The sequence below is a fragment of the Capnocytophaga sputigena genome (assembly GCF_900446695.1).
Lineage (GTDB): Bacteria > Bacteroidota > Bacteroidia > Flavobacteriales > Flavobacteriaceae > Capnocytophaga > Capnocytophaga sputigena.
The window spans coordinates 404950-430715 of sequence record NZ_UAVP01000008.1 but is presented as its reverse complement, the minus strand read 5'-3'; the positions used below and the strand labels follow the sequence as shown (position 1 = coordinate 430715).

24 protein-coding genes and 1 tRNA gene are annotated in these 25766 nt (G+C 40.8%); 8 read left to right on the top strand and 17 right to left on the bottom strand.

Annotated elements, in window-relative coordinates; genetic code table 11:
• Window positions 1-18: 18 nt before the first annotated feature.
• Together purD and nadE are read right to left on the bottom strand one after the other, a co-directional pair.
• A complete protein-coding gene (gene purD, locus DR017_RS08445) occupies window positions 19-1293 on the bottom strand; it encodes a phosphoribosylamine--glycine ligase (RefSeq protein ID WP_002680328.1) in 1275 nt (424 codons plus the stop codon).
• Window positions 1294-1306: 13 nt separating this feature from the next.
• Window positions 1307-2086, bottom strand: coding sequence for an NAD(+) synthase (gene nadE, locus DR017_RS08440; protein WP_002680393.1), 780 nt, complete (start codon window positions 2084-2086; stop codon window positions 1307-1309).
• A 121-nt stretch (window positions 2087-2207) separates the two neighbouring features.
• Here nadE and DR017_RS08435 point away from each other — a divergent pair, with 121 nt between their 5' ends.
• Window positions 2208-3077, top strand: a complete 870-nt coding sequence (locus DR017_RS08435; RefSeq protein ID WP_002680242.1) for a hypothetical protein — start codon at window positions 2208-2210, stop codon at window positions 3075-3077.
• An 83-nt stretch (window positions 3078-3160) separates the two neighbouring features.
• On the opposite strand, the gene radC is transcribed toward DR017_RS08435, so the two are convergent.
• From radC to DR017_RS08420, 3 genes are all read right to left on the bottom strand, one after another.
• Entirely contained in the window at window positions 3161-3826 is a 666-nt protein-coding gene (gene radC, locus DR017_RS08430; RefSeq protein WP_002680299.1) for a RadC family protein, read from the bottom strand.
• A gap of 206 nt (window positions 3827-4032) precedes the next feature.
• Complete coding sequence (locus tag DR017_RS08425; RefSeq protein WP_002680410.1) at window positions 4033-4803, bottom strand: hypothetical protein; 771 nt, start codon at window positions 4801-4803, stop codon at window positions 4033-4035.
• Window positions 4804-5010: 207 nt separating this feature from the next.
• Complete coding sequence (locus DR017_RS08420) at window positions 5011-5979, bottom strand: bile acid:sodium symporter family protein (protein WP_002680282.1); 969 nt, start codon at window positions 5977-5979, stop codon at window positions 5011-5013.
• Window positions 5980-6487: 508 nt separating this feature from the next.
• Between DR017_RS08420 and atpD the strand changes: the two genes are divergently transcribed.
• The gene (atpD, locus tag DR017_RS08415; protein WP_002680386.1) at window positions 6488-7996 is read left to right on the top strand and encodes a F0F1 ATP synthase subunit beta; all 1509 of its coding nucleotides are present in this window, start codon (window positions 6488-6490) and stop codon (window positions 7994-7996) included.
• A gap of 107 nt (window positions 7997-8103) precedes the next feature.
• Complete coding sequence (locus DR017_RS08410; protein WP_009414279.1) at window positions 8104-8340, top strand: F0F1 ATP synthase subunit delta/epsilon; 237 nt, start codon at window positions 8104-8106, stop codon at window positions 8338-8340.
• A 68-nt stretch (window positions 8341-8408) separates the two neighbouring features.
• Here the strand turns inward: DR017_RS08410 and DR017_RS08405 are convergent, their stop codons facing one another.
• The 12 genes from DR017_RS08405 to DR017_RS08350 all read right to left on the bottom strand — a co-directional run bounded on the left by DR017_RS08405 (window position 8409) and on the right by DR017_RS08350 (window position 18939).
• A complete protein-coding gene (locus tag DR017_RS08405) occupies window positions 8409-8969 on the bottom strand; it encodes an AAA family ATPase (protein ID WP_040361433.1) in 561 nt (186 codons plus the stop codon).
• Window positions 8915-9592 carry a nicotinamide riboside transporter PnuC gene (pnuC, locus tag DR017_RS08400; protein ID WP_002680391.1) on the bottom strand — a complete coding sequence of 226 codons (678 nt, stop codon included), beginning with the start codon at window positions 9590-9592 and terminating at the stop codon, window positions 8915-8917. Before pnuC ends, DR017_RS08405 begins: the two co-directional genes overlap by 55 nt.
• Before the next feature lie 31 nt (window positions 9593-9623).
• On the bottom strand, window positions 9624-9884 hold the full coding sequence (locus DR017_RS08395) for a thiamine-binding protein (RefSeq protein ID WP_002680254.1): 261 nt from the start codon (window positions 9882-9884) through the stop codon (window positions 9624-9626).
• 70 nt (window positions 9885-9954) lie between these two features.
• Window positions 9955-10036 (bottom strand) — tRNA-Leu (locus DR017_RS08390).
• A 176-nt stretch (window positions 10037-10212) separates the two neighbouring features.
• On the bottom strand, window positions 10213-10443 hold the full coding sequence (locus DR017_RS08385; RefSeq protein WP_002680358.1) for a hypothetical protein: 231 nt from the start codon (window positions 10441-10443) through the stop codon (window positions 10213-10215).
• 108 nt (window positions 10444-10551) lie between these two features.
• A complete protein-coding gene (locus tag DR017_RS08380) occupies window positions 10552-11739 on the bottom strand; it encodes a glycoside hydrolase family 57 protein (protein WP_002680326.1) in 1188 nt (395 codons plus the stop codon).
• Window positions 11740-11750: 11 nt separating this feature from the next.
• Entirely contained in the window at window positions 11751-13040 is a 1290-nt protein-coding gene (locus DR017_RS08375) for a glycosyltransferase family 4 protein (protein ID WP_002680334.1), read from the bottom strand.
• Between the two features lie 60 nt (window positions 13041-13100).
• Window positions 13101-13925, bottom strand: a complete 825-nt coding sequence (locus DR017_RS08370; RefSeq protein ID WP_002680275.1) for a KilA-N domain-containing protein — start codon at window positions 13923-13925, stop codon at window positions 13101-13103.
• Between the two features lie 5 nt (window positions 13926-13930).
• Window positions 13931-15877, bottom strand: coding sequence for a glycogen debranching enzyme N-terminal domain-containing protein (locus tag DR017_RS08365; protein ID WP_002680360.1), 1947 nt, complete (start codon window positions 15875-15877; stop codon window positions 13931-13933).
• A 93-nt stretch (window positions 15878-15970) separates the two neighbouring features.
• The gene (locus tag DR017_RS08360; RefSeq protein ID WP_002680294.1) at window positions 15971-16345 is read right to left on the bottom strand and encodes a four helix bundle protein; all 375 of its coding nucleotides are present in this window, start codon (window positions 16343-16345) and stop codon (window positions 15971-15973) included.
• An 85-nt stretch (window positions 16346-16430) separates the two neighbouring features.
• Window positions 16431-16931 (bottom strand): hypothetical protein, encoded by a 501-nt coding sequence (locus DR017_RS08355; RefSeq protein ID WP_146741534.1) that lies wholly within the window; start codon window positions 16929-16931, stop codon window positions 16431-16433.
• 43 nt (window positions 16932-16974) lie between these two features.
• Window positions 16975-18939 carry an alpha-amylase family glycosyl hydrolase gene (locus DR017_RS08350; protein WP_002680284.1) on the bottom strand — a complete coding sequence of 655 codons (1965 nt, stop codon included), beginning with the start codon at window positions 18937-18939 and terminating at the stop codon, window positions 16975-16977.
• A 350-nt stretch (window positions 18940-19289) separates the two neighbouring features.
• Here DR017_RS08350 and DR017_RS08345 point away from each other — a divergent pair, with 350 nt between their 5' ends.
• From DR017_RS08345 to DR017_RS08325, 5 genes are all read left to right on the top strand, one after another.
• Window positions 19290-20153: a M48 family metalloprotease gene (locus tag DR017_RS08345; RefSeq protein WP_002680395.1), complete on the top strand. Its 864-nt coding sequence runs from the start codon at window positions 19290-19292 to the stop codon at window positions 20151-20153.
• 108 nt (window positions 20154-20261) lie between these two features.
• Window positions 20262-21284 (top strand): BtrH-related acyltransferase DarH, encoded by a 1023-nt coding sequence (gene darH / locus DR017_RS08340; RefSeq protein WP_002680248.1) that lies wholly within the window; start codon window positions 20262-20264, stop codon window positions 21282-21284.
• 14 nt (window positions 21285-21298) lie between these two features.
• Window positions 21299-22681, top strand: coding sequence for a hypothetical protein (locus DR017_RS08335; RefSeq protein WP_002680265.1), 1383 nt, complete (start codon window positions 21299-21301; stop codon window positions 22679-22681).
• 91 nt (window positions 22682-22772) lie between these two features.
• Window positions 22773-23213, top strand: a complete 441-nt coding sequence (locus tag DR017_RS08330) for a hypothetical protein (protein WP_002680336.1) — start codon at window positions 22773-22775, stop codon at window positions 23211-23213.
• 77 nt (window positions 23214-23290) lie between these two features.
• Window positions 23291-25762, top strand: coding sequence for a glycoside hydrolase family 2 TIM barrel-domain containing protein (locus DR017_RS08325; protein ID WP_002680345.1), 2472 nt, complete (start codon window positions 23291-23293; stop codon window positions 25760-25762).
• The last annotated feature ends 4 nt before the right edge of the window (window positions 25763-25766 follow it).

Genomic DNA, 25766 nt, shown 5'->3' with positions numbered 1-25766 from the left:
TTCTTTTTTAATTATCAATTAAAAAAGGTCTTTCCCAATGTCTTTTCGGCAGTAAGCGCCTTCAAAATGTATTTTACTGATATTGTTGTAGGAACGTTGTAAGGCTTCTTTGAAATCATCACCTAAAGAAGTTACAGCCAACACACGACCGCCAGCGGTGAGGAGTTTGCCGTCTTTAAGGGTGGTACCGGCGTGGTATACAGTACTATCTGTTACTTTTTCAGTGCCTGTAATCTCTTTTCCTTTTTCGTAATCCTCAGGATAGCCACCTGATACCATTACTACCGTAGTAGCACTCTGCGGGGTTACTTTCAGCTCTTGTGAAGCCAAAGTGCCGTTGTACAACGACTGGAATAACGGAATGAGGTCGCTTTCTATACGTGGCAATACGGCTTCGGTTTCGGGGTCGCCCATACGCACATTGTATTCTATCACGTAAGGTTCACCGTCTACTTTTATGAGTCCGATGAATACAAAGCCTTTATAAACAATGCCTTCCTTGTGCAATCCTGCAATAGTAGGTTTTACGATGCGCTCTTCAATCTTCTGCATAAAGGCTGCATCGGCGAAAGGCACCGGCGAAACAGCCCCCATACCGCCCGTGTTGAGCCCTGTATCACCTTCGCCTATGCGCTTATAGTCTTTGGCAGTAGGCAATATTTTGTAGTTTTGTCCATCGGTGAGTACAAAGCAGCTGAGTTCAATACCTTTGAGGAACTCTTCAATCACCACCTTAGTACTTGCTTTGCCAAATTTCTCGTTGATGAGCATACGGCGCAATTCGGCTTGGGCTTCTTGTAAATCTTCGAGTATCACTACCCCTTTACCCGCTGCCAAACCATCGGCTTTCAGTACATAAGGGGCTTTCATCGTGCTGAGGAAAGCGCAACCTTCGTCCACTGTATCCTTGGTAAAACTCGCGTATTTAGCTGTAGGGATGTTATGGCGCACCATAAACTCTTTAGCAAACTCTTTACTGCCTTCAAGAGTAGCGCCCTGCTGTGAAGGACCTATCACTTGCACGTGAGAGAGTTCTTTATCATTGGCAAAAAAATCGTAAACCCCTTGCACTAAAGGGTCTTCAGGACCTACTACTACCATTGTAATCTGTTTTTCAAGCACAAAGGCTTTGAGCGCGGGGAAGTCGGTAGGGCTGATAGCCACATTGGTAGCTACGGTGTGGGTACCCCCATTGCCAGGGGCGATGTATAAGGTGTCGCAAAGCGGACTTTGGTGTAGTTTTACGGCAAAGGCGTGTTCACGACCGCCAGAGCCAAGGATAAGTATGTTCATTTCTATTAATTAGTCAATTTGTCGATTTGTTGATTTTGCAAATTGGTATCGGTTGCATCTTGTGCTGGTTAGCTCGATTCAGGCGGGTGTATATCTCAAATACTTCACGCTCTCTACCGCCGAAATCTTCAGCTTTTTTGCCTTGCTCGGTTTGGAGCATTGCCCATTCCAGTTCATCATAAGTAGCTTTGAGTTGGTCTTCATCGCTGCGGTCATCGCCAAAGAGACCGTCAGAAGGTTTTGCTTTGAGGATACTTTGCGGAATTTGCAGGTATTCACCCAATTTATACACTTCGCTTTTCATCAGGTCGGCAATAGGACTGATATCTACGCCCCCATCGCCGTATTTGGTAAAGAATCCTACCCCGAAATCCTCAATCTTATTACCCGTGCCTACCACTATGTAGCCTTCGAGTCCTGCAAAATAGTAGAGGGTTGTCATTCGCAGGCGCGCGCGGGTGTTAGCAAGTGCCATTTCATAAGTAGATTTATCGGTAGGGGGTATTTGTGCTACAAACTGGTCGAATACAGGAGTGAGGTCGGTGCGCAGGTTGCTCACATTGGGGTAGTGAGCTTTGAGGAAAGCGATATGCTCCTCAGCGCGACTCACGTGGCTTTCAGCTTGATGGATAGGCATTTCAAGACAGAGCGTTGGCAAGCCCGTACGCGCACAAAGCGTAGAGACTACCGCCGAGTCTACTCCACCTGATATGCCTATGACTAAGCCCTTTACGCGAGCATTTTCGGCATAAGTTTTTATCCAATGAACGATTTGTGATGCTATGTTTTCCATTTGAATTGTATTGAGTTCAAAAAATGTCTTTAGTATATCGCGACAAAGGTACTAAATAATTGCGAATAACGAAAAACTTTTATACTTTTGCGGTAGAAATTAGTAAAGTTGCTATCAAACTATGAAAAAACTCTTTGTATTGCTTTTTTTCTGTACCATTACCGCTCAGGCACAGCTCTCGTCATACCGCTATAAACAAGCGCTTGAAAATCTCAACCAAAGCGGTTGGCATTCTCTCACTTTGCCTATTACTATCTTCGACCGTATGGAGAGTTATAACGATTTGCGCATTTATGGTATTTCGGTTACCGATACTATTGAAGTGCCTTATATGATAGCTGATACAGTGGTTGCTACTCAAACTATTACGCATTTCGCAGTAAAGAACGACAAAGCGTCTAAACATACGATTATCGATGTGAAACTTCCCGAAATTTTGCTCCTTGGCAAAGTCGCGATTCACCCTGCAACAACTTATGATTATTATCGTTCTGTGAAGATTTTGCAAAACGAAACCACCGATGATACCTATCTGAGCAGTGTAGCTAAAGGGGTGCTCAACTCTAAGGGGAATAACACATATACTTTTGCGTCACAGCTGTTTAAGCATTTGCAAATTGATATTGATAACCAAGATAATACCCCTCTTTCAATTTCTGAAATTACCCTCTTTCCTATCACTTATAAACTCACAGCACGCTTCCCCGATACGGCTCATCACTATTTTTTAGTGTATGGCAAAGCTAACGACATAGCGCCTCAGTACGACATCACTCATTTTGTGAAGCATATCCCTAAACAACTCCCCTCCATTCATTACAATGAGACTGTAGAATATGTAAAGACTCAGCCTATTACTGCAACAACTTCAGTTACTAAAAGCCCTACCAATGGTACTGTGGCATCGGCTAAACCACTTCTATGGGCAATTATGGGGATTGTTGTGTTGCTCATCTTTGTTTTTTCAGCTAAAATGATGAAAAATAAATAATATAATAATTAAAAATTAACAATTAAAAATTAACAAGTTGTTTCAATCCTTAATTGATACTATTACCTGTTAATTGTTACCTATTAATTGTTAATTGAATAGTATTCTTTTTCTGTAACGATTATGTGGTCTAAGAGTTTGATATCCAGAGTATCACCAGCGTTTCTCACGCGTTCTGTGAGTTCTAAATCCTCTTTGCTGGGAGTGGTGCTCCCCGAGGGGTGGTTATGTACTAAAATCAGTGAGACAGCGCCTTGTTCTAAGGCATTTTTGAAGAGCAGTCGTATATCCACAGTAGTATGAGTGATGCCCCCTGAAGAAAGTCGGCATTTGTGAATCACGCGGTTGGCACTGTTGAGGTAAAGCACCCAAAATTCCTCGTGAGGCAGGTCGCCAATAAGGGGTTGCATCAAGGTAAAAACGTGTCGGGGAGCTTCAATTTTAGGTTGAGGTTCATGAGTTTCGGCAGCGCGCCGGCGACCCATTTCGGTGGCGGCGAGAATCGTAATTGCTTTGGCTTCACCAATCCCTTTGAAGGTAGTGAGTTGAGCTAATGTTTGTTTGCCCAAAGCCGTGAGACTGTTGCCTACTGAAGCCAATATACGTCTGCTCAAAGCAACAGCACTTTCATTGGCAGAGCCTGAACCCAATAAAATAGCCAAAAGTTCGGCATTGCTCAAAGCTGTTTTTCCTTGAGTTATCATCTTCTCACGAGGCTTATCGGTATCTTCCCAGTTTTTGATAGTCATAATTTAGTTATAGTCAAAAAGAAATAGATTACGAATAAATAAGATTATTTTTATGAGGGCGTTTGCTAAACGCCCCTACTAAACATAACGCAAATATAACTATTTATCAGTTAATTAGACTTTGTCAAAGTCTCAAACTTTGAGAAAGTATGCAACGCTAATTTTTGCAATTCAATTCTGATAGACTATAGGTTTTTAAGGTTGTTTTAATAATACTCTATGATTCTCTTTTTTGTAGTTGTGAGTTTACCGTCTTCGTATTCCTTGACAACAATAGCACTGCCTTGAGCATCGTATTCATATTCGTAAGTAGTAGTAACCGCATAAGTAGTAATATACTTCTGTTCACGTTTTTCTAAATAGCCCTTGCTGTTGTAAGTATATGTAGAAGTTAAAAAAAGCTCATTTTCGCTACCTATGTAAAACTCTCCTTTAATGACTTGTCCTTTTTTGTTATAGGTTAGTACATTTTTGTGTTTACTTCCGTTCTTGTATTCAATATTTATTTCTCTCTTTAGATTAGTATGGTCATAAGTGGAGTTCATTACAATATTATCGTCATCTTTTTTAAAAATATCTGTTCGGGTAAGCTCTAAGCCTTCGGGGTTTAGCTTACTGATGCTTTGGTATAGGATATCTCCATCGCTGTTGTAAGCGGTTGTTTTCACTTCGTCGGCAGTGCGAGTAACATATATATTTCTGGGCGCCTGTTCAGTCTCGTCATCATTAGGAGGGGTTAAGTGAACTGCTTCGGTATAATAACCTTTTTCATTAAAAATATACAGTGTTGAGTCAGAGGCTTTAGTTTTCTCTTCAAAATAAACTCTATCAACATTGCCGTAGGAATAGGTTAGTTCAAGCATTTGTTTTACCTTGCCGTGCAATTGGTTGTCTTCTAAATCTGTAAGAGGTTTAATGTGTGTTTTACAGCCTACAAAGGCTATTAAAATCATTGAGATGATTACTATTTTTTTCATAAGAGGCTAGTTTTTAGTTATTAGAGGGTATTAGACAAAACTCGGACATCTGGATTGTCTTTTATTTATCTTCTCGATTCCCTTTTTATATGTTTATTAATTGATTTTCATTGCAATATTCACTATTGGATATTAGCTGAATTGTTGCTCACCTGCCCAGCTGCACCAACTTCCTCGCTTTACCTGAGACCTGGCACCTGACACCTATTACCTGTTACCTATTTTATTTGCCAGCCAACTTACGTAAAACAGCTGAAAACTGTGATATAGCATAATTGGTAGCAGGAACATCACTTTGTTGTCATCGGGAATACCCAAAACCATCATAAAGAGACTCCCGTGTACCAACGATTTTTTTGAACCACAGAAAGTGGTTGTAATAGTGTCCTCACGATTAAAGTGCAAACGCCTTGATGTCCACCCCAAAAGGTGATACACTATAAAAAATAAACCTACCGCTGCTAAGGCAATAATCGCAAAAGTAATAGGGGGCACACTGCTAAACACGCGATTTACAAAAGCCGTTGAAAAACTCTCGTAAACGATGAGTAAGATAATGAGTCTGTCAAACTTACCAATGAGCTTGCCATAGCGTTCTATGAATTTCTTGCACAGCGGATTGAGCAACAAACCTAATACAATGGGCAACAATACTTTCAGTAGTAATTGTTGAATGATAGCCCCTTGATCTACAGCTGCCCCGCTACTGTTTTCCAAAAAAGGCTGCATCAACATAGGGGTAGCAAAAATACCGATAAGTCCCGAAATAGAAGCGTTGAAAATCGCTGAAGGCACATTCCCTTTGGCAATAGAAACCATCACCACCGATGAGGAAACCGTAGAAGGCAAGCACGCCAAAAAGTATATCGAGAGCCATAACACGTAAAACTCAGTGCCTTGTGCTATCTTGTAGAATGGTATCACCAAAAGAGGAAACAGTACAAAAGTAGCTACCTGCACCAAGAGGTGTAACTTCCAGTTTTTGATGTCGTTCAGCACCTCGCGGAGATTTAGTTTGAGTCCGTAGAGCAGGAAGATAATCACAATCCCCCAGTCGATAAAAGTACCGAGATTGAAATAAGCATTATAACTTTCGCGATAGGGGAGGAGGTAACCGAGGAGCACCATTGCTACCAAGAGCCAGAGAAAAGCGTTTTTAGTAAGTATTTTGTTCATCTGTTGTGAATTGATTTTGCAAAGCTAAGAATAATTTTGCAATTGAAAGCAGAAAACCCTATAAAACAACAATTAGCGCCCTTAAAAAACTACCTCGCATAATTCCTCAAATGTTTAAAAATGAACCCCTATTATTCTTAAATTAACATTTTAACATTAAAGATTGTAACATTTAATATTATTTTAATATAATGGGAGGGGTAAAATTTGTATCTTTGCCCCGAAATATTTGCTTTTATTTAAGTCCTGATTTTTTATCTCCTTTCATCTATTTTCCGTAAAGAAAAATCAGGCGATTACAAAGAAAAGTAGGGGATACTCTTTTCTCTCTCTTGTCCCCACTTTTTCTTTGTAAGGCAGAGATAACTAATCACCACTAATAAAAAAAATCTTCGTTTTATTTGTTACTTTACGAAAAAGTTCCTACATTTGCCCGATATTAGAAAATAGAAATTAGGGAATAGGATTTTTTTCTTATTTCTTACTCTTAACTCTTAACTGAAAAAATATGTTTCAAAAAGGTAAAGTAGCTCAAGTTATTGGTCCGGTGGTAGACGTAGAATTTGCATCGGATAAACAACTGCCTCGCATTTACGATTCTTTAGAAATCACCAAACCCGACGGCACTAAACTTATATTAGAAGTACAATCGCACATAGGCGAAGATGTGGTACGAGCCATCTCTATGGACTCTACCGAAGGGCTTAGCCGTGATACCGAAGTTATCGCTACCGGTAGTCCTATCAAAATGCCTGTAGGTCAAGATATCTATGGTCGCCTCTTCAACGTAATTGGCGATGGTGTAGACGGTCTTGGCAACCTGCCAAAAGATGGCGATAATGGTTTGCCTATCCACCGTGAAGCCCCTAAATTTGAAGAACTTTCTACTACTACCGAAGTGCTTTTCACCGGTATCAAAGTAATCGACCTTATCGAACCTTATGCCAAAGGTGGTAAAATCGGTTTGTTTGGAGGTGCTGGTGTAGGTAAAACGGTACTTATCCAAGAACTTATCAACAACATCGCCAAAGGACACGGCGGTCTCTCAGTATTCGCTGGTGTAGGCGAACGCACCCGTGAAGGGAATGACCTCCTCCGCGAAATGATTGAATCGGGCATCATCAAGTATGGCGATGCGTTTGTAGAATCAATGGAAAAAGGAGGTTGGGATTTGAGCAAAGTAGATAGAAAAGTTCTTAAAGAATCTAAAGCTACTTTCGTTTTCGGACAAATGAACGAACCCCCTGGAGCTCGTGCGCGTGTAGCGCTTTCTGGACTTACCATTGCCGAGTACTTCCGCGATGGCGCTGGTGAAGGACAAGGAAAAGACGTGCTTTTCTTCGTGGATAATATCTTCCGTTTCACCCAAGCAGGTTCTGAGGTATCAGCCCTTTTAGGTCGTATGCCATCAGCGGTGGGTTACCAACCTACGTTGGCTACCGAAATGGGTGCGATGCAAGAGCGCATCACCTCTACTAAACACGGTTCAATCACCTCAGTACAAGCGGTATACGTACCTGCCGATGACCTTACCGACCCTGCTCCGGCAACTACCTTTGCCCACCTCGATGCCACTACCGTATTGTCGCGTAAAATCGCTGAGCTAGGTATCTACCCTGCCGTAGACCCACTCGACTCTACTTCACGTATCCTTACCCCCGAAATTCTCGGTAAAGAACATTACGAGTGCGCACAACGCGTGAAAGAGCTCTTGCAACACTACAAACAATTGCAAGATATCATCGCTATCCTCGGTATGGAAGAACTTTCCGAAGACGATAAAATTGCGGTAGCTCGTGCGCGCCGTGTACAACGCTTTTTGTCACAGCCTTTCCACGTAGCCGAACAATTTACCGGATTACCAGGGGCTTACGTAGATATCAAAGATACTATCAAAGGATTTAATATGATTCTCGATGGTGAACTCGACCACCTTCCTGAAGCTGCCTTCAACCTCAAAGGTACTATTGAAGAAGTAATTGAAGCTGGTGAAAAAATGCTTGCTGAAGCTAGCTAGTTAATTAGAATATTATATACTTTGTCAAAGTCCTTAATTGCCCGTGCAGCTTGCACCTTTGACAAAGTTTTAAACAATAACAAAAAAAGCCTGTGCGGCTCGCACTTATGACAGTAGAAATCCTCTCTCCCGAAGCCCTTTTGTTTAAAGGTGAAGTAACTGCAGTGAATGTTCCTGGGGCTAAGGGACCTTTTGTAATATTAGACCATCACGCTCCTATCATTTCAATGCTTACTGCGGGCGAGGTTACCCTTTTTGAAGGTAAAAAAGAACTGAAATCATTTACAATTAGCGGAGGCACTTTGGAGTGTAATCACAACAAGGCTGTCATTCTCGCCGATTAATTAGTATTGTAGTAATTCATATAAAAAAATCCCAAGTATTTTAAAACAATACTTGGGATTTTTATTTATCACAAATTCTTATTTGATAATTCCTTACTTTCTACCTGAAGAATCCTCTCTTCAACACTTCCTTTTAAAATCTGATATTTTATACCTCGCGCATCTAATTGTTCTTGAAAGAAAACAAAAACACTTTCCCGTTCGTGAGGTTTGTCGCGCAGGTCATCGGCTTGCCAAGGAACATCTATATAGGTAAGGAAAATAGTATCGTAATGATGAGCAAGAGCAGCTTGTTCTATCAGTGGGTCGCAGTAGCCATAGTAAAGATACGAATAAATCATCAGTTCTAACAGACAAGTGTCGCAGAATAACACTTTATTTGCTTGCAAAATGCGCTCATTTTCAAGTGCTACTTGTCCGCGAGCGATAGGCAGCAGGTCATCGGGGGTACAGGTGAGGCGCTGGGTATCCCACTTGTGCTGTAAATAAGTGCGCATATACTCTTCAGCCCATACCGTTTGGTAATGCTGAGCAAGGGTGCGACTTAGCGTGGTTTTGCCCGTGCATTCCGGACCTACAAAGGCGATACGCTTGATGTCGCTCTCTCGTTGCGCAAGTGTTTTTTCCATTCGATATAGCCCATTATGGCGATGATAGTGAATAATAAATACTGAAAAGAAGTGAAAAGCATTCCTTTTTTGAAGTAGAGCGGCACCGAAATAAGATCTCCGAGAATCCAAAAGAGCCAATTCTCTATCTTGCGTTTTGCCATTAGCCACATCCCTACTAAGAAAATGGCGGTAGTAAATACATCAACATATTCGGTAGGGAGGAAGTTGTGAAAACCTAAGGAAATGCCCTCCATTGAAAAGTTGTTTTTGATGTAGGGTTTCAGGTAATACACTATGGTTACAAAACTCAAACTAAACAAGCCTAACAGACCGCAAATTTGCCAATCGCGGCGCGTAGTAACCGAAATAGTAATCACATTATCCTGTGCGTTCTTCGCCCATAACACCCAGCCGTAGATGCTCATTGCTGTATAATAAGCATTGATGAGCATATCACCCCACAGTACATAGTGCCACAGCAAGTATACAAACAACACCGTGCTGATAATCCCCGTAGGGTATACCCATATATTACCTTTTTTAGCATACCACACACTGAGGAATCCAAAGAGTACCCCAATGATTTCGAGCACTACCAAATGCGTCTCTACTCCTCTATATTGCGCAAAAAAATCAGTCATTCGTTCTTACTTTTTACCTCTTACCTCTTACCTAAAAAAATGGTTTATACTCGTGGCGGTCGGATTTTACGATTTTCACGTACATCAATCCGCGTTCTACTAGCTCGAGAGCTTCTTCTATTTCGGTAGTGAGTACGCTCATTACTTGGGCGTAGTCGCCATACACTTGAGTGCTTAGAGGGTTCTCTTGCACGATGAGACCAGAAGCGCGCAATTTTTTGATAAAATGAATGATAGGTTGCTCAAAATCATCTTGCAACGGACTGAAGGTAAGTTCTACTGATACTTTCATACTTATTAACTGTTATTTATTATTGATTAATAACAAAAAAGGCTGCCTGATGTAGGCAGCCTTTTGCAAGTGCGGGTGAAGGGACTCGAACCCCCACGCCGTGAAGCACTAGATCCTAAGTCTAGCGTGTCTACCAATTTCACCACACCCGCAAATGATGAACTTTTGTTTGATTGACGGCGCAAAGGTACAATAGTTTTTTGAATCTGCAAATTTTTTTAGGATTTTTTTAGTTCAAATTAGCGAACTGGCAAATTTGTAAATTAGCAAATTACTTTTCACTAATCTAAAAAAAGCCCCTCGCTTGCGCGAGGGGCTTTTTTTAAAACTAAGGAGTGAAGATAAGGTTCTCCACTAAGTCGCTGTCGACGTTTTTAGCAAGGGGTTTGATTTTCTTTTTTGGGGTTGAGTACAGAAAATCTTCACTACTTAAATGTTCTGTAGACATTTCGTCGGGGTTTGTCTCGGCAACTCTTGTAGTTCCAGACAGTTCATTCATCTCTTCGGAAACAATTCCTTCAAAGAAATTGCTTTCCCTCTTCTTTTCTGCATTTTTCATTTTGTCTGTTTTTTTAAATTATTATTAAATCTTTCAGTGGGAGTCAAGTTTCAAGGGGTAGGTTTTAGGAGTCAGGAAACCTGACACCTACCCCCTATTACCTACCCCCTAATTATTTACTCTTTCAATAAAATCGCTCAGCACATTCATATAATTAATGAAGGCTTCGTAGGGCGAATCATAGGGTAGGAGGTACTTGTGATAATCAGTGCCCGAAAAGAGCTTGGTGCGCATAAAATAGAAATGTTCGCTACCTTGCAATCTGCTGTAATCTTCAATGAGGTCGGCATTCTTTTTCTTTCTCACCAAAGGTTGTACTTTAAAGAGCTCGCTAAAAGCTTCTTTTTGTAGTTCATTACCAAGCCAAGAGGTAGTGTCGCGCTCTTCATCTGTCCACGAAATAGGGTAGGGCACAGGCAATACATCTTTAGCAGGGTGCTTTTTGGCTACTTCTTTAGGTAATAAAAACTGATAGTTAGGGTTGGCTAACATATTTTCTATAAAGTAACGCAAGAAGTCGAAAATACCGCTTTGAGCATTGTTGAAATAGCCTATGACCTCATAGTTCATAAAGAGGTTGAGCACTTCAGTATCTCGCAAACTGCTTTCTACCCAAGAGGCGTATTTCTCGGAAGTGAGGGGGTATTCACTCCAGTTGCTATCGGAAAAACGATTGGCGATATCATCACTCAGTTTGCTGTTCTTAAGCAAGAGATTGAGGTTCTCGTCGAGAGCGTTTTTATAAACGAAATTGGGGCTTTTCCAGCCTAATACGTGCTTAGCACCATCGGTGAGCATTGTTTTAAAACCGAGTTTTGCCACGCGTTCGCCTATCTTATCGGAATAGATGAGAGAGGTGTTGCGGAAGGTTACAGGCTTTTTGCCAAATAGCTGCTTGATGGCATTGCTGTGGCGTTTTACTTGTTGTTCAAACTCATCGGTATCTTCAGAAAGTGAAGCCAACGAATGTGAATAAGTCTCTGCTAAAAACTCTACACAGCCAGTAGCGGCGAGTTCTTGAAAACTGCGAATCACCTCGGGGGTGTGCATTTCAAGCTGGTCGATAGCACTCCCTGTGATAGAAAACGCTACTTTGAATTTGCCTTCGTGTTTTTTGATGAGTTCTAACAAGAGGGCGTTGGCAGGCAGATAGCAATGTTCTGCCAAATCTTCAAGTTCTGAACGATTGGCGTAGTTATCGAAATAGTTGTGTTTTTTACCTATGTCAAAGAATTGGTATTTTCTAAGACGTTCGGGGTGATGGATTTGGAAATAAATACAAATTGACTTTTTCATCGTTGGTTATTTTATATTAAAGATTCGTAAATGTTTTTAAGTTTCAAGGAGGCGTTTTCCCATTTGAGTTTATTAACCTCGTCGTAGCCTTCGCGTTGCATATAGTGAGCAAGTGTAGGGTAAGCCAAGATACCATAAATAGCATCGGCAAGGGCGTTGATATCCCAATAATCCACTTTGATAGCGTGGTCTAATACCTCAGCCACCCCCGATTGTTTGGAGATGATAGTAGGTACCCCTGAGCGCATCGCCTCTAAAGGAGAAATCCCAAAAGGCTCGGATACTGAGGGCATTACATATACATCGCTGTATTGGAACATACGTTGTACATCGTTACCTCTAAGGAAGCCTGTGAAGTGGAAGCGGGTGCCCAATCCTAATTGTGCTACACGGCGCACTAAGGGGTTCATTTTCTCACCGCTACCTGCCATTACAAAGCGTACGTTAGGCACGCGTTTCATCACTTTGGCAGCTGCCTCTACAAAGTACTCAGGACCTTTTTGCAAGGTGATACGCCCTAAGAAAGTGACGATTTTATCTTTGATGCCGCGTTCTTCTTTGGTATCGGTTTCGGCTTTGAAATCTACTGCATTGTGCACGGTAATCACTTTTTCGGCAGGGATGCCGTATTTTTCAATGACGATATTGCGCGTCCAGTTGCTCACGGTTACCACTTTATCGGCAGCTTCCATACCGCGTTTTTCGATGTCGTACACCAGTGTATTGCGGTTGTACTCGCCCCCGCGGTCGTATTCGGTAGCGTGTACGTGCACAATAAGGGGTTTGCCCGAAATCTTCTTAGCAATGATACCTGCGCTATAGGTAAGCCAGTCGTGGGCGTGAATTACGTCAAACTCATAGCGTTTGGCAACCGTACCCGCAACTAAGGCATAGCGGTACACTTCTTCCATAAGATTAGCACCGTATTTACCCGAAAACTGAAATTTGTTCTGATATGAAATGCGCTGGCGATGCTCACCTTCTTTGAGGTATTGGTCGCGTTCGCGGGCAAAGGTTTCGGGGTCGAGATAAGGCACGAGGTTTGAGCCTATCTCCATAAAGTTGATATGTTTCCAGAAATCTTCTATTTTTTCGGTGTTTTGCAACATCTCTACATCGCTGGCGTTGATAATTTTCGCCACGCTGCCATCCTCATCACCAGAGGCTTTTGGCATTACAAACAGCACTTGTACGCCGTTTTTAGCCAATCCTTGGGCGATACCCAAGCAGGCTGTTCCTAACCCCCCACTGATATGAGGGGGAAATTCCCATCCAAACATTAATACTCTTGCATTCTTCATACGCTTTATATTTATTCCTTTTCCCAACTCTCCTCTATGGAGGGGAAGAAGGGTGTTGTTTTAATTCAACTGTTTAATTGCTTTGTTTTTTAGTAAAGATTTCATTTGAGTAATAGCGACTTTATTGAGTTCTCTAAGTCTTTCTGACGGTGTTATTCCTTGGCTTATAAGTAAGGCATTAATACTCTCCATATTACTTAAAACAACTAACTGTTCTAAAGAAGCATAATCTCGCACATTTCCTTTTTTATCAGGATTATTTTCCCTCCATTCTTTAGCCGTGAGTCCAAAAAGAGCTACATTCAGTAAATCGGCTTCGTCAGCATAAACAAAATTAGCTTGTTGTTTAGTAATTTCTTTTGGAATCAAATTGTCTTTAATAGCATCAGTGTGAATGTGATAATTGATTTTAGACAAGGTTCGTTGTAAGTTCCATTCTAATTTTAACTGACTTGTTTCGTCTTCTTTTAAACGTTGAAACTCTTTGATAATATAGAGCTTGAATTCTATTGAAATCCACGAAGCAAACTCTAAAGCAATATCTTTATGGGCAAATGTTCCTCCGTATCTTCCTGATTTGGATACAATGCCAATAGCATTAGTACTCTCTATCCATTTTTTAGGTGTCATTACAAAGCTATTTAGTCCAGCTTGTTTTCTAAACCCGTCGAATTCGACGGGTTTAAAATTAGGATTGTAAATGCTTTCCCAAAAACCCAATAGTTCAATCGTGTTGCGATTTCTAAGCCAATTCTTTATGATGTCGTCTGTATGTTCAGCATCTTTATAGCGAGCTATATCAGTAAGAGAAATATAGTCGTTGTAATTAGTTTCATACCATACAATATCAAAACCTTGTACACTGATAGTTTTATTCTTTGCCATACCTCTTACTTCTTATCTGAAAGTAGCCATTGAGCGCGCAATATTTCGGCAACGTTTTTGGCGTTGGAAATACAACCACGGGGGTTGAAAGGTGGATTGCCGTCGTAGATGGCAGAGATGAGTCCAACACCGTGAGTGTTGATTTCTTCTTCAAAATTTTCTAAGAAGGCTTTGCCATCGGGGATGTAAGTATCGCCAAAGAGTTTGAGATTCGCTTCTACATAGAACCCTACAAACCAAGGGTGTACTGAGCCATTGAAAGTAGCTTTATCTCTCACAAACACGTTGCCTACGCTCTCTCCTTCATAACGCGGACTCTCGGGCGACAAGCTGCGCAAGCCTTTGGGTGTGAGCAACTCTTGAGTGATAATCGCTAACACTTTGCGTTGGCGTTTTTCGCTAAGTGCTGAATAATCAAGGGCGCAAGCCAATAGCTGATTAGGGCGCACTTCGGTATTTTGGTGAGTGTTGTTAGCATAATCGGCTAAGTATTTTTCACTTTCAATCCAAAATATCTGATTGAAGCTCTCGGCAATAGTTTCGGGCATAGTACCCCATTCGGATAGGAAAGTTTTGTCCTTTGCATCTTTGGCTAATTCCAAAGCATAACATACGGCATTGTACCACAGAGCATTCACTTCCACTACATAGCCATTGCGGGGTACGATAGCTCCATAGTTACTTTCGGCGTTGAACCACGTAAGCGGACGGCTGAGGTTGTCGCTCCATATAAGTCCGTTGTCGTCCATACGCATTGTTTTGTGTTCACGACTTTTGAAGGCGTTGAGGATAGCTTTGAGGGTCTCGCCATACTCTTTCCAGATTTGTTTTTTGGTTCTTGTGGTTTCTTTTTCGTATTGTTGGAGTGTCCAGAAGAACCACAAGGAGGTGTCGGCATCAAACACAGGATTTACTATGTGGGTGCTGATGTCGCGAGCAAAGCGCCCGTTGTAGCAGTATTTGAGTGCTGATTGTAGCACCTCGTCGAATATTTTGGCGGTACTTCCTGAAAGAGCGATGCCTGGGAGCGCTATAAAGGTGTCGCGGGTAGTGCTATCATACCAGTGATAACCTGCTTTGATACGTGTTTCGCCTGCTTTCTGAATGATAAACTGAGAGGCTGTGTATTGCAAGCATTCTTCAAATGAATTGCGGTCGGCGCGTTCTTTCAGATACTTAGTAAAGTCCTTAGCGAGATTTTTAGATTTAGCTTCCTCTAAGCTGGCAGAGAAAACAATGCTTTCTCCTTTTTTCAGACTCACCTCAAAAGCACCTACGCTCAACAAATCTTCTTGGAAATCGTAGCCGCGTTCTTTTTCTTTGGTGTAATAGATATTGTTATTCCAATAAGCAGCGTCACCAAAATTAGCGGGTTTGCTCAGTTGCATATATAGGTAAGGGAATTCAGGGTATAATTTGGCACGTACGCCACCGTCTACTTCTTCTACTTGGGTATTGGCTACGGGGTTTTGCTTGCTAAGCGAATGAATATCGCGGAATGCCAATAGCGGATTCAAGCGCAAGAGAGTAGCCGAATGAGCATCCTCTAAAGTATAGCGAATGAGCACTTGCGGGGCGTTGTGCATCATCAAGATTTCTTTTTTAAGCACTACTCCGCCCACTTGGTAAGTAACGGTAAAAGCTTTTTCGTAGGAAATATCCACAATATACTTATGTCCGCGCGGTTCATAAGTGCCTTCATATTTATGCACACCAAAGTTGAAATCGCGTCCGTGTTGTAGGATGGTTTCGTCTAAGGAAGAAAGCATTACATAGTTCTTGCCTCTAAACTTTTCGATAGGCACAACAAGTAGCCCGTGGTACTTACGGGTATTACAGAATACGAGGGTAGAGGAGCAGTAACCTCCACCGCGGTTAGTACCGAGAAATTCTCTCGCGAGAGAATATTCAAGGTTAATAAGTTGGTCTTTTTTAAATGATAAATAACTCATATTTCAATTAACAATTTACGATTAATAATTAACATGTTTCAATTAACAATTGACAAATTTGGGTTACAATTGTTATTTATAGTTTATTGTTCACTATTTATTATTCATTGAAGTTTTAATATTTTCTTTTTTAGTTTTTACTATTGAGATAAGTAATTTTAGAATTTCTTTGCAGTCATTTATTATTGATTTATGTTCTTTTTCAGTAAGGTGTTGAGTTGCATATAATAGATCTAACCAATATTCAGTTTCATTAGTCTCTTTAAGAGCTATATGTAACTTATGGATAAAGTCATTGTCACTTTCAGCGTATTCTGATTCTCTAATACAAGCACCTATGGAAGTAGCAGATCTTACTAACTGCTTAGTAATTAAAAATTCTTTTTTATCTTCCCTTAATAATTTTACAAGTTTGACTATACGAATAGAGAAATCAAAAGACTTTTCTTTAATAATATTGTTCTTCATAATTAATGGTTATTTCAATTGATGGTTGGTACTATTTACACTACAAACCTTGTTAATTGTTCATTATCAATTGTTCATTGATAATTTAACTTTCGTCTCTCCCAAAATTTGCAATCTTTCCATCGATGATTGTAAAGTAATAGATTACCGATGATTCTATTACTACATCGTGTTCTTTTAAGTAGTAGGAGTACAGTAGGTGCAGCGTGAAATCACAGCTTTTGGGGTAAAAACTCAAATAGATTTTGTTTTTTGCATTGCTGGCTTGCTTGGCAAACTCTGGAGGTACTAACTTGTAATGGTATGTTCTTTCAGCAATCATTTCGCCTACAGACTGCTGTGAAAAGTCTTTTTCAATATCATTTAAATATCTGTTGAGTATCGCTGGGGTGATATTCACAGTTTTGGCTTTGCCTTTTGGGTATTGCACTGCTGTTACTGAATCAATCTTTCTGAAAAAATTAGCTTGTAAAGTTTTACTTTTTAATGATAAAAAGACCTTTAAATTACACTCCTGAGCTTTCTGTGCTGTTATTGATTGACAAGTGAAACACAGAAAAACTAATAAGGATAATATGTGATTCATAAGTAACAATGGATAACTAATTAAATTAGGTTGTATTTATTCACTAATCTGCTAATTTCAACACAAAGCCAATTCTCGCGGGTATATATAGTGACAGTAAATTCTCTTTGCCGGTGTACTGTGTGAAATGTTCTACGCTTTCATCAATGCGGTTATCACCTCCAAAGGCGGGGTTATCGGTATTGAGTACGGTGATATATTTGCCTGCTGGCACATCAAACTGATAATCGGTGTAGGAGGTGGTGGGGTTGAAACTGAAAACAAATAAGTAACCACTGCGTTCAAATACGAGTAATTGTCGCTCGATGTCGCGCACCAACACACGAGGTTCACGGTCGAGGAATTTGCTCTCGGCGGCAAAGTGTATCATCGCGCTATCAAAAGCGTTGAGGTATTTAAACTTCAAGTCGGGGTTATCAACTAAGCTCCATAGTCTGCGAGCGTGGGCATAGCTCCAGTTGTTGCCTTGGCGAGGGAAGTCAATCCACTCAGGGTGCCCCCATTCGTTACCCATAAAGGCGAGGTAACCGCCTCCTGCTGTTGCTAAAGTGATGAGGCGTATCATCTTGTGTAAAGCCATCGCGCGGTCTATAACTAGATTGTGGTCGAACACGCTCATTCCGGTATACACTTCCTTATCGGTAAGGCGGAAGAATATGGTTTTATCACCTACGAGCGCTTGGTCGTGGCTTTCGGCATAGCTAATAGTGCGTTCTTCAGCGCGCTTGTTAGTCAGTTCGTAATAGATATCGCCTACGTGCCATTGTTCATCGGGGACTTCCTTGAGGAGTTTGATCCAATAATCGGGGATGCCCATACTCAGCTTGTAGTCAAAGCCCATTCCCTGCTCACTGATGGGGGAAGCAAGCCCTGGCAGTCCGCTCATTTCTTCGGCAATGGTGAGCGCTTCGGGGTAGAGCTCGTGTATAAGTTGGTTAGCCATAGTGAGATACACCAAAGCGTCGTCGTCCTCATTGCCATCATAATAGAAGCTATAATCGGTAAAGGCTTTGCCTAAACCGTGATCGTAATAAATCATACTAGTAACCCCATCAAAACGGAAACCGTCGAAGCGAAACTCTTCAAGCCAATATTTGCAGTTTGAGAGTAGGAAATTGAGCACTTGTGGCTTGCCATAGTTGAAACAACGGGAGTCCCAAGCAGGGTGTTTACCGCGCTCGCCACGGTGGAAGTAAAGATAGTCAGTGCCATCAAAAAGGCTAAGCCCTTCCGCCTCATTGCTCACCGAATGTGAATGTACAATATCAAGCAGTACGCGTATGCCCAAGCCGTGGGCAGCATCGATGAGTTCTTTGAGTTCTTCAGGGGTACCAAAGCGCGAACTTACTGCAAAGAAGTTAGCCACCTGATAACCAAAAGAACCGTAGTAAGGGTGTTCTTGTATTGCCATCAGTTGGATAGTGTTGTAACCCAAAGTAGCAATGCGAGGTAGTACATAGAGGCGGAACTCTACAAAGGTACTCACACGCTGATGTTCCGTACTCATCCCGATATGCGCTTCGTAGATAAGCGGATGTGGGGCAGCTTTTGGACGCGGATGTTGCCAATGGTAGGGATGATCAGGGCACCACACTTGGGCGGAGAACACTTTGGTATAGTCGTCTTGCACAGCGCGGGTAGTATGTGAAGGGATACGCTCGCCGCTACCTCCTTCCCATTCCACGAGCAGTTTGTAGAGCATTTCGTGGCGGAGGATATTAGTGGGGAGGCGCAATTCCCAGTCTTGGTCGTTTAGTTTAGTAAAAGAATAGTGATTGTTTTTTTGCCAGTCATTGCTATCACAAAGAAGAAAGATAGCCGTTGCATTTGGAGCCCACTCGCGTAGCACCCATTCTGTACTAGTACGGTGCAGACCGTAGTAGAGGTGCGAATTACAAGCATCAGCAAGGCACTTAGCGTCCCCTTGCACTCTATGAAGTATATCTATAAAGTGCTGATGCCTTCCCTGAATGATAGGGAGGTATGGTAGTAAAAGTGGGTCGTTCATAATGTTTGGTATTCTGGCTACGGAAAAGTCAAGTTGTTGGCTTTTAGGTAAGTCAATTAAATTCGCCGTAAAATTAATATATTTTTTTGAATACTACCAAATTTTCCTGAGAAATTTTTTTATAATTTTAAGTTTATAACTTGTAAAGTGCGGTTTTTCAAGGAAAGAGCCTAAACGAAATGTTAATTATTATAGAGATTTATAGGAAATTTAATAGGTGTTTTTAGTGAAAAAGGATAGAAAATTCATAATTTTGAAGCGTAATAAAGTACATTTTTCCATTTGCTAATTTGTAAATTTCCTAATGATTTATTATTTTTGCGCTCAATAACATATAAAACCTAATAAATATGAATCCATTCTTCCTCTACATTATTTATGTGATTGCCATTTTTGCTTTGAAAATCTTTGTGGCGTACCTTTCATTCAAAATAGACAAAAAGAAAAAATATGCTTTTACAGATCTTTTTATATGGAAAGATGAGCTGTTTGATAGTGCTGTAGTCTCGTTAATTTTTATTCTTATGATGTTGTTTTTCAGTCATATAAAGTTTACAAATGCAATGGCTGTGATAATGTTAGCACTCATCAATTCTTACTATTTTTTGATTGTACCTTTAAGGGCATTATTTCAAAAAAAGAAGTATTTAAAAAATGAAGAAATTGAGTCTTTTCTGCGCAATGAAGGCTACTCGTATCGCATACGCATCATTAAAGGAAAAATTGAAAATGCTTTTGCGACAGGAGTTTTTCCTTTTACCAAAACAATTCTTATAGGAGAACCTTTGTGTGAAAAAATGACTAATAACGAACTAAAAGGGGTTGTTTTCCACGAAATAGGACATTTGAAATTGGGGCATTTGTACAAAATGTTTTTCCTGAATGTGGTAAGCTCTATTATCTTTGTTTATATATATAGTTTTTCTGAAAATATTATTGAAAGTCAGCATTATAGAGATACAATTATGGAACCTGTTATAGTAGCGTTAGTGGGTCTTACCTATGGAGTTATTGCTTTTATACTTATCCCGTATTTTTTTCAACGCCGATTAGAATATCAAGCAGATGCATTTGCTGTGAGAAAAGTAGGAGCAGAGCAATACGTTCAAACACTTGAAAAACTCAATGAAATCACTGAAAACAAGATGATGAAAGGAAGTGTAACTCACCCCTCTCTAAAAGATAGAATTAAAAATGCCTATAATACTCGCTAATAATTAGCATCGCACAATTGACTTATCTGCAAATTGCCTAATTTTTCCATTTGCTAATTTACTAATTTGCTAAATTGCTAATTATCTCCTATCTTTGCCCGATTTTATATGGCAACAATAGATTTTAAACATCGACAATCGGCGCACTGTGAGAATGGTGTAGCCTCTAATTTGTTATATTTCAATGGCGTTCAGCTGAGTGAGCCTATGGTTTTTGGTATTGGCTCCGGACTCTTGTTCTTCTATTTTCCTTGGATAAAAGTAAATGAAGCTCCCGCTATTAGCTACCGCACTATGCCGGGGCATATTTTTAGTAAAGTAGCTAAACGATTAGGTTTTAAGGTGAAACGCCAAAAGTTTTCTTCCCCCGAAAAAGCACAACAAGCCCTCGACGACAATCTGGCAAAGGGTATCCCTACGGGTTTGCAAGTAGGGGTCTTCAACTTGCCTTATTTTCCCGATGAATACCGTTTTCACTTCAATGCTCACAACTTAGTGGTTTATGGCAAAGAAGACGGCAAGTACCTCATCAGCGATCCCGTGATTCCACACGTTACCACGCTTACCCCCGAAGAACTCACCAAAGTGCGCTTTCCCAGTGGGGTGTTGGCTCCTAAAGGACATTTGTATTACCCCACCCATCTGCCTAAAGAACTTTCATTAGAAAAGGCAATATGGAAGGGTATCAAGCAAACGTGCAGTACGATGCTCGCTCCCGTACCGATAGTGGGGGTGGCAGGCATCAAGACAGTTAGCAAGGATATTCTGAAATGGTACCGCAAGAAAGGTGCAAAAACCACCAATCACTACCTTGCCCAGCTGATACGTATGCAGGAAGAAGTAGGTACAGGAGGGGCAGGTTTTAGGTTCATCTATGGCGCTTTCTTGCAAGAAGCCGGCAAACTCCTGAAAAAAGATGCCTTAATAGAACTCTCTAAAGAAATTACCGACATAGGTGATGCGTGGCGCGACTTTGCAGTAGCCATTGCCCGCGTATACAAAAACCGCAGCACCCAAGCCGATGTGTATAGCGCCCTCTCACAGCAGTTGTACACCATAGCCGAGAGAGAAGAAGCGTTTTTTAAGAAACTGAAAGCGGTAGGTCGTAGCGTGACAAGCAAACATAAATAATACAAATAACCGATATGAAAAAACTCCTTATTCTCTTAGCATTATCTTGTTGTTCTTTTTGTTTTGGACAACGGAAAGCGGTGTTAGACACTATACAGAGGTTTATCAGTGCTCGTATTGATGACCCTAAATTAAAAGCTCCTATTGATGATTTTTTCGCTAATTACCTTAGTGCTAAACCTATCAGTGAGGGTATGTTATGGGACGACAAAGCGGGTATTTGTATAGATGTGCTTACGGGAAAAAACCGCGTGGTATATTATCCTGCAAAGTATGATGTGGGGTGGGTGGATATGACTTTCAACGCTTTCAGTATAGAAGACAAAGAAGACCCCGCAGGAAAAGAACAATATGTAGAACAATTCCTGAAAAACGAAAGAAACAAGATACAAAAATCTGCTTACTTCAATCACGTAAAATTTCAATATTCAAACGATAAAACTGAGAAATCTAAAATCAATACGGGTGATATCCTTATAGAGAATAAACACCATAGCGCTTTTTTCAGAAGTAAAGGTGATTATGTGTATGGCATAGCTGTTGCCAACACACATTTAGGCAATATGGGTAAGGCTATTTTTAAGCTATACATCTTTGATGAAAAACTAATTTCTACTGAAATACATTCAGAAGTTCGGAAAAAGCGAGACCGTCACATTTTTCCTACTGAAACTGAAAACAAAGTTAGTGCCTACTTCTCCCTATATCACAATAAACGCATCAATGAGCTGATTATACTGCTCAAAAAACTCCTTGAAACTTCACCCCTTCATAAAAACGACCAAAAACTGGTAGACATTTACAACAAACTGAAGGAAGAAGCACCATTAAGCTATGAAAATATACGATTGGTGCAAGATGACCTGCTTTACCTTAGTGATTTGAAAATAGAAGAAACTTCAGAAAACAATTGGTATGTGTATGACCTGCGCAATATTGCCCATCTGGCAGCTCACTCATTAGCCGACATCTATTATGACAATAGCAACCACGAAATGGCTGAAAAGTATTTCCTAAAAGCTCTATACGATGCCCCTTATGAAGATAGAAGTGCGACCACTGTAAAAAAAGACAATGAACGTATTTTCCTCGATTTGGTAGCTATTTATGAAAGACAAAGCAAATTAGATACCGCAGCCGCCTACCTGCTACCACTTTTGGCATCGTATTACTACGAAAAAGAAACCAACGAAAAATTAATAGCCTATATCCCTGATGAAAAAAAGTCTCGCACTGCATTTAAAAATGATATAGACAAAGCCCTACTTTCAGCAAGAACCACTGATGATGGCAATATAGAAATCACCTTTAGGGGACATAAAGTAGCTTTTTGGTATCATAATATACCACAATTTTTAGAGGTAGTGAAGAAAAGTAACTTTTATAAAAGTTTGTGATTTTATGTGAGAAAGCAAAAATCAAAAACTTGTAAGTAAAAAATAAATCCTTATATTTGCAGAATTAATAATTTTAAAAAACATCATAAAAATGAAAAAGCTGATTAACGTAACATTTGCATTATTACTACTATGCTCAGCAGTTACCTTAGTCTCTTGTGGAAAAGATGATGATAAAAAAGGCGGGAGTGAAGCCCCAGAAGGCACTCGAGAACTCACCCAAAATGGAATTACTGCCAAAATAGATAAAGAGCAATGGGGTGGAGATGGAGGTAACACGGTGTTGTATGTAAACTTATTGTTGAAAAAATCCAATGCCAATTCTAAACCAAAAGGTAGAGTTTATATGCAAGCGAGAACCACCGATGGACAAGTTTTGCAACCTTGGAGCAATGGCGTACAAGGACAAGGTGGGGAATTTGGTAATTATTGGATTGGAAATGATCACCACCTTCAATTTTCATTTCCTCTCCTCAACGGAAAAAAATTAAAGTCAAACTCTTTAACTATTTCAAAAATTGAAGTGAATTGAAATAAGGGAAAACAGAAAAAATAAGAGCCATAACAGTTCCCAGAACTCCGAATTTTAAAAACTACTGATTTATAAGAATGAACAAAATCAACCTTTTACTTTTATTAGGCGTTGTCGCTACAAGCTCGGCGCAACAACAGCAAACCCTCCAAAAAGGGTGGAAATTTACCCGTGAGGACAAACCCGCCTTCTCACAAACAAACTATAACGATGCAAAATGGCAACGCGTAACCGTGCCTCACGACTGGGCTATCTATGGTCCTTTTGATATGGAAAACGATATCCAACGCACTGCCATCAAGCAGGACGGACAAAAAGCGGCTATTGAACACACAGGGCGTACAGGTGGCTTGCCTTTTGTAGGCGTAGGCTGGTATCGCACCCAGTTCAACGTGCCACAACTTACCGCCGATAAGCAGGTGTTTGTACAGTTCGACGGGGCAATGAGTAACCCCGAAGTGTTTGTAAACGGACAAAAAGCGGGTGAATGGCACAATGGCTACAACACTTTCTTCTTGGATATCACTCCTTACGTAAAAGCCAATAACAACACTTTGGCAGTGCGACTCAACAACCTTACCCAGATGTCGCGTTGGTACCCAGGAGCTGGATTGTACCGCAATGTGCATATCATCACTAAAAATAAGACGCATATCCCTATTTGGGGCGTACAGATTACCACCCCCGAAATAACAAACAACTTCGCTAAAGTAGTAGTAAATACTGAGTTTGTAGCTGATAAAAAGACTTCTATTGCAGCAGAGACTGTTATTTTCAACAATCAAGGTGAAAGAGTAGCGTATGCCAATACCAAAGCAACTCCTTACACTACCGATAAGATTTCAGCAGAATTGTATATTGATAACCCTCGCTTGTGGGACATCGGCAAGCCGTACCTTTATAAAGCGGTTACCAAACTCTATGAAGGTGATACTGTAAAAGATGAAGTAACCACTACCTTTGGGGTGCGCTCTATCGAACTCAAACCTAACGATGGTCTATACCTCAACGGACGAAAAATCAAAATTCAAGGGGTGTGTATGCACCACGATTTAGGGGCGCTGGGTGCTGCTGTAAATGAGAGTGCTATACGCCGACAAATAAGCATTATGCAGGATATGGGCGTTAATGCTATCCGCACCTCTCATAATATGCCGGCGCCTGAATACGTCCGTTTAGCCGACGAGATGGGTATGCTATTGGCTGTAGAGAGTTTTGACGAATGGGCTATCCCCAAAGTGGATAATGGCTATCACTTGTACTTCAAAGACTGGGCTGAAAAAGACCTTACGAACCTCGTAAAACACTACCGCAACAACCCTAGCGTACTGATGTGGTTCATAGGTAATGAGGTGGAAGAGCAAAGCGTAGAAAGTGGCTCGCAAGTAGCGCGCTATTTGCAAGATATTATCAAAAAATACGATACTACTCGCCCTGTGAGCAATGGTATGGATAGACCTCACGATGTGCTTAAAAACAATATGGCAGCAACGATGCAGCTAATGGGTTTCAATTACCGTCCGTTTAAGTACAAAGAGGCTTACCGCAAGTTGCCACAACAGCTTATTTTGGGTAGTGAAACCGCTTCAACGGTAAGTTCGCGTGGGGTGTATAAGTTCCCCGTAGAGCGCAAATCAATGGCTAAATACCCCGATATGCAATCGTCGTCTTATGACGTAGAACACTGCGGTTGGTCAAACTTGCCCGAAGACGACTGGATACATCAAGAGGATTTGCCTTATACCGTAGGCGAGTTCATTTGGACAGGCTTCGACTATCTCGGCGAACCTACTCCTTACTATGTAGAATGGCCCTCTCACAGTTCCTACTTTGGAGCAGTAGATTTGGCAGGCTTGCCTAAAGACCGCTTCTATCTCTACCGCTCGCATTGGAATAAGGAAGCCGAAACCTTGCATATCCTCCCTCATTGGAATTGGGAAGGGCGCGAGGGTGAAGTAACTCCTATCTTCGTTTATACTAATTATCCTTCTGCCGAATTATTTATCAATGGCAAAAGTCAAGGCAAACGCAGTAAAGACCTTTCTATAAAATTAGAAGAGGAAGAAAAAGACGGTAATCCTTCAGATTTAGAACGTCAGAAGCGTTACCGCCTGATGTGGATGGATACTAAGTACGAACCTGGTACTGTGAAAGTAGTAGCCTATGATGACAATGGTAAGGCAGTAGCCGAAAAAGAAATCCATACTGCAGGCAAGCCTTATGCCTTGCGTCTCAGCACTGAAAGTAAAACAGAACTCACTCCTAATAGCAAAGACCTCGCTTTTATCACTGTAGAAGCGGTAGATAAAGATGGCAATCTATGTCCTACTGTAAACGATTTGGTAACTTTCACCGTTAAAGGAGCAGGCTTTTATAAAGCAGCTGCCAATGGCGATGCTACTTGCACCGACCAATTCCACTTGCCTAAAATGCACCTCTTCAACGGAAAATTAGTGATGATGGTACAAGCAGGAGATAAATCAGGTATAATAAACATAGAGGCTAAGACTAAGAAATTGAAAGGGAAAATTGATATAATGGTAAGATAATCTC

What these genes read in the sequence shown, in the direction of transcription:
- purD (WP_002680328.1), bottom strand. Translation starts at nt 1,293, where the DNA reads ATGAACATACTTATCCTTGGCTCTGGCGGTCGTGAACACGCCTTTGCC.
- nadE (WP_002680393.1), bottom strand. Translation starts at nt 2,086, where the DNA reads ATGGAAAACATAGCATCACAAATCGTTCATTGGATAAAAACTTATGCC.
- DR017_RS08435 (WP_002680242.1), top strand. Translation starts at nt 2,208, where the DNA reads ATGAAAAAACTCTTTGTATTGCTTTTTTTCTGTACCATTACCGCTCAG.
- radC (WP_002680299.1), bottom strand. Translation starts at nt 3,826, where the DNA reads ATGACTATCAAAAACTGGGAAGATACCGATAAGCCTCGTGAGAAGATG.
- DR017_RS08425 (WP_002680410.1), bottom strand. Translation starts at nt 4,803, where the DNA reads ATGAAAAAAATAGTAATCATCTCAATGATTTTAATAGCCTTTGTAGGC.
- DR017_RS08420 (WP_002680282.1), bottom strand. Translation starts at nt 5,979, where the DNA reads ATGAACAAAATACTTACTAAAAACGCTTTTCTCTGGCTCTTGGTAGCA.
- atpD (WP_002680386.1), top strand. Translation starts at nt 6,488, where the DNA reads ATGTTTCAAAAAGGTAAAGTAGCTCAAGTTATTGGTCCGGTGGTAGAC.
- DR017_RS08410 (WP_009414279.1), top strand. Translation starts at nt 8,104, where the DNA reads ATGACAGTAGAAATCCTCTCTCCCGAAGCCCTTTTGTTTAAAGGTGAA.
- DR017_RS08405 (WP_040361433.1), bottom strand. Translation starts at nt 8,969, where the DNA reads ATGGAAAAAACACTTGCGCAACGAGAGAGCGACATCAAGCGTATCGCC.
- pnuC (WP_002680391.1), bottom strand. Translation starts at nt 9,592, where the DNA reads ATGACTGATTTTTTTGCGCAATATAGAGGAGTAGAGACGCATTTGGTA.
- DR017_RS08395 (WP_002680254.1), bottom strand. Translation starts at nt 9,884, where the DNA reads ATGAAAGTATCAGTAGAACTTACCTTCAGTCCGTTGCAAGATGATTTT.
- DR017_RS08385 (WP_002680358.1), bottom strand. Translation starts at nt 10,443, where the DNA reads ATGAAAAATGCAGAAAAGAAGAGGGAAAGCAATTTCTTTGAAGGAATT.
- DR017_RS08380 (WP_002680326.1), bottom strand. Translation starts at nt 11,739, where the DNA reads ATGAAAAAGTCAATTTGTATTTATTTCCAAATCCATCACCCCGAACGT.
- DR017_RS08375 (WP_002680334.1), bottom strand. Translation starts at nt 13,040, where the DNA reads ATGAAGAATGCAAGAGTATTAATGTTTGGATGGGAATTTCCCCCTCAT.
- DR017_RS08370 (WP_002680275.1), bottom strand. Translation starts at nt 13,925, where the DNA reads ATGGCAAAGAATAAAACTATCAGTGTACAAGGTTTTGATATTGTATGG.
- DR017_RS08365 (WP_002680360.1), bottom strand. Translation starts at nt 15,877, where the DNA reads ATGAGTTATTTATCATTTAAAAAAGACCAACTTATTAACCTTGAATAT.
- DR017_RS08360 (WP_002680294.1), bottom strand. Translation starts at nt 16,345, where the DNA reads ATGAAGAACAATATTATTAAAGAAAAGTCTTTTGATTTCTCTATTCGT.
- DR017_RS08355 (WP_146741534.1), bottom strand. Translation starts at nt 16,931, where the DNA reads ATGAATCACATATTATCCTTATTAGTTTTTCTGTGTTTCACTTGTCAA.
- DR017_RS08350 (WP_002680284.1), bottom strand. Translation starts at nt 18,939, where the DNA reads ATGAACGACCCACTTTTACTACCATACCTCCCTATCATTCAGGGAAGG.
- DR017_RS08345 (WP_002680395.1), top strand. Translation starts at nt 19,290, where the DNA reads ATGAATCCATTCTTCCTCTACATTATTTATGTGATTGCCATTTTTGCT.
- darH (WP_002680248.1), top strand. Translation starts at nt 20,262, where the DNA reads ATGGCAACAATAGATTTTAAACATCGACAATCGGCGCACTGTGAGAAT.
- DR017_RS08335 (WP_002680265.1), top strand. Translation starts at nt 21,299, where the DNA reads ATGAAAAAACTCCTTATTCTCTTAGCATTATCTTGTTGTTCTTTTTGT.
- DR017_RS08330 (WP_002680336.1), top strand. Translation starts at nt 22,773, where the DNA reads ATGAAAAAGCTGATTAACGTAACATTTGCATTATTACTACTATGCTCA.
- DR017_RS08325 (WP_002680345.1), top strand. Translation starts at nt 23,291, where the DNA reads ATGAACAAAATCAACCTTTTACTTTTATTAGGCGTTGTCGCTACAAGC.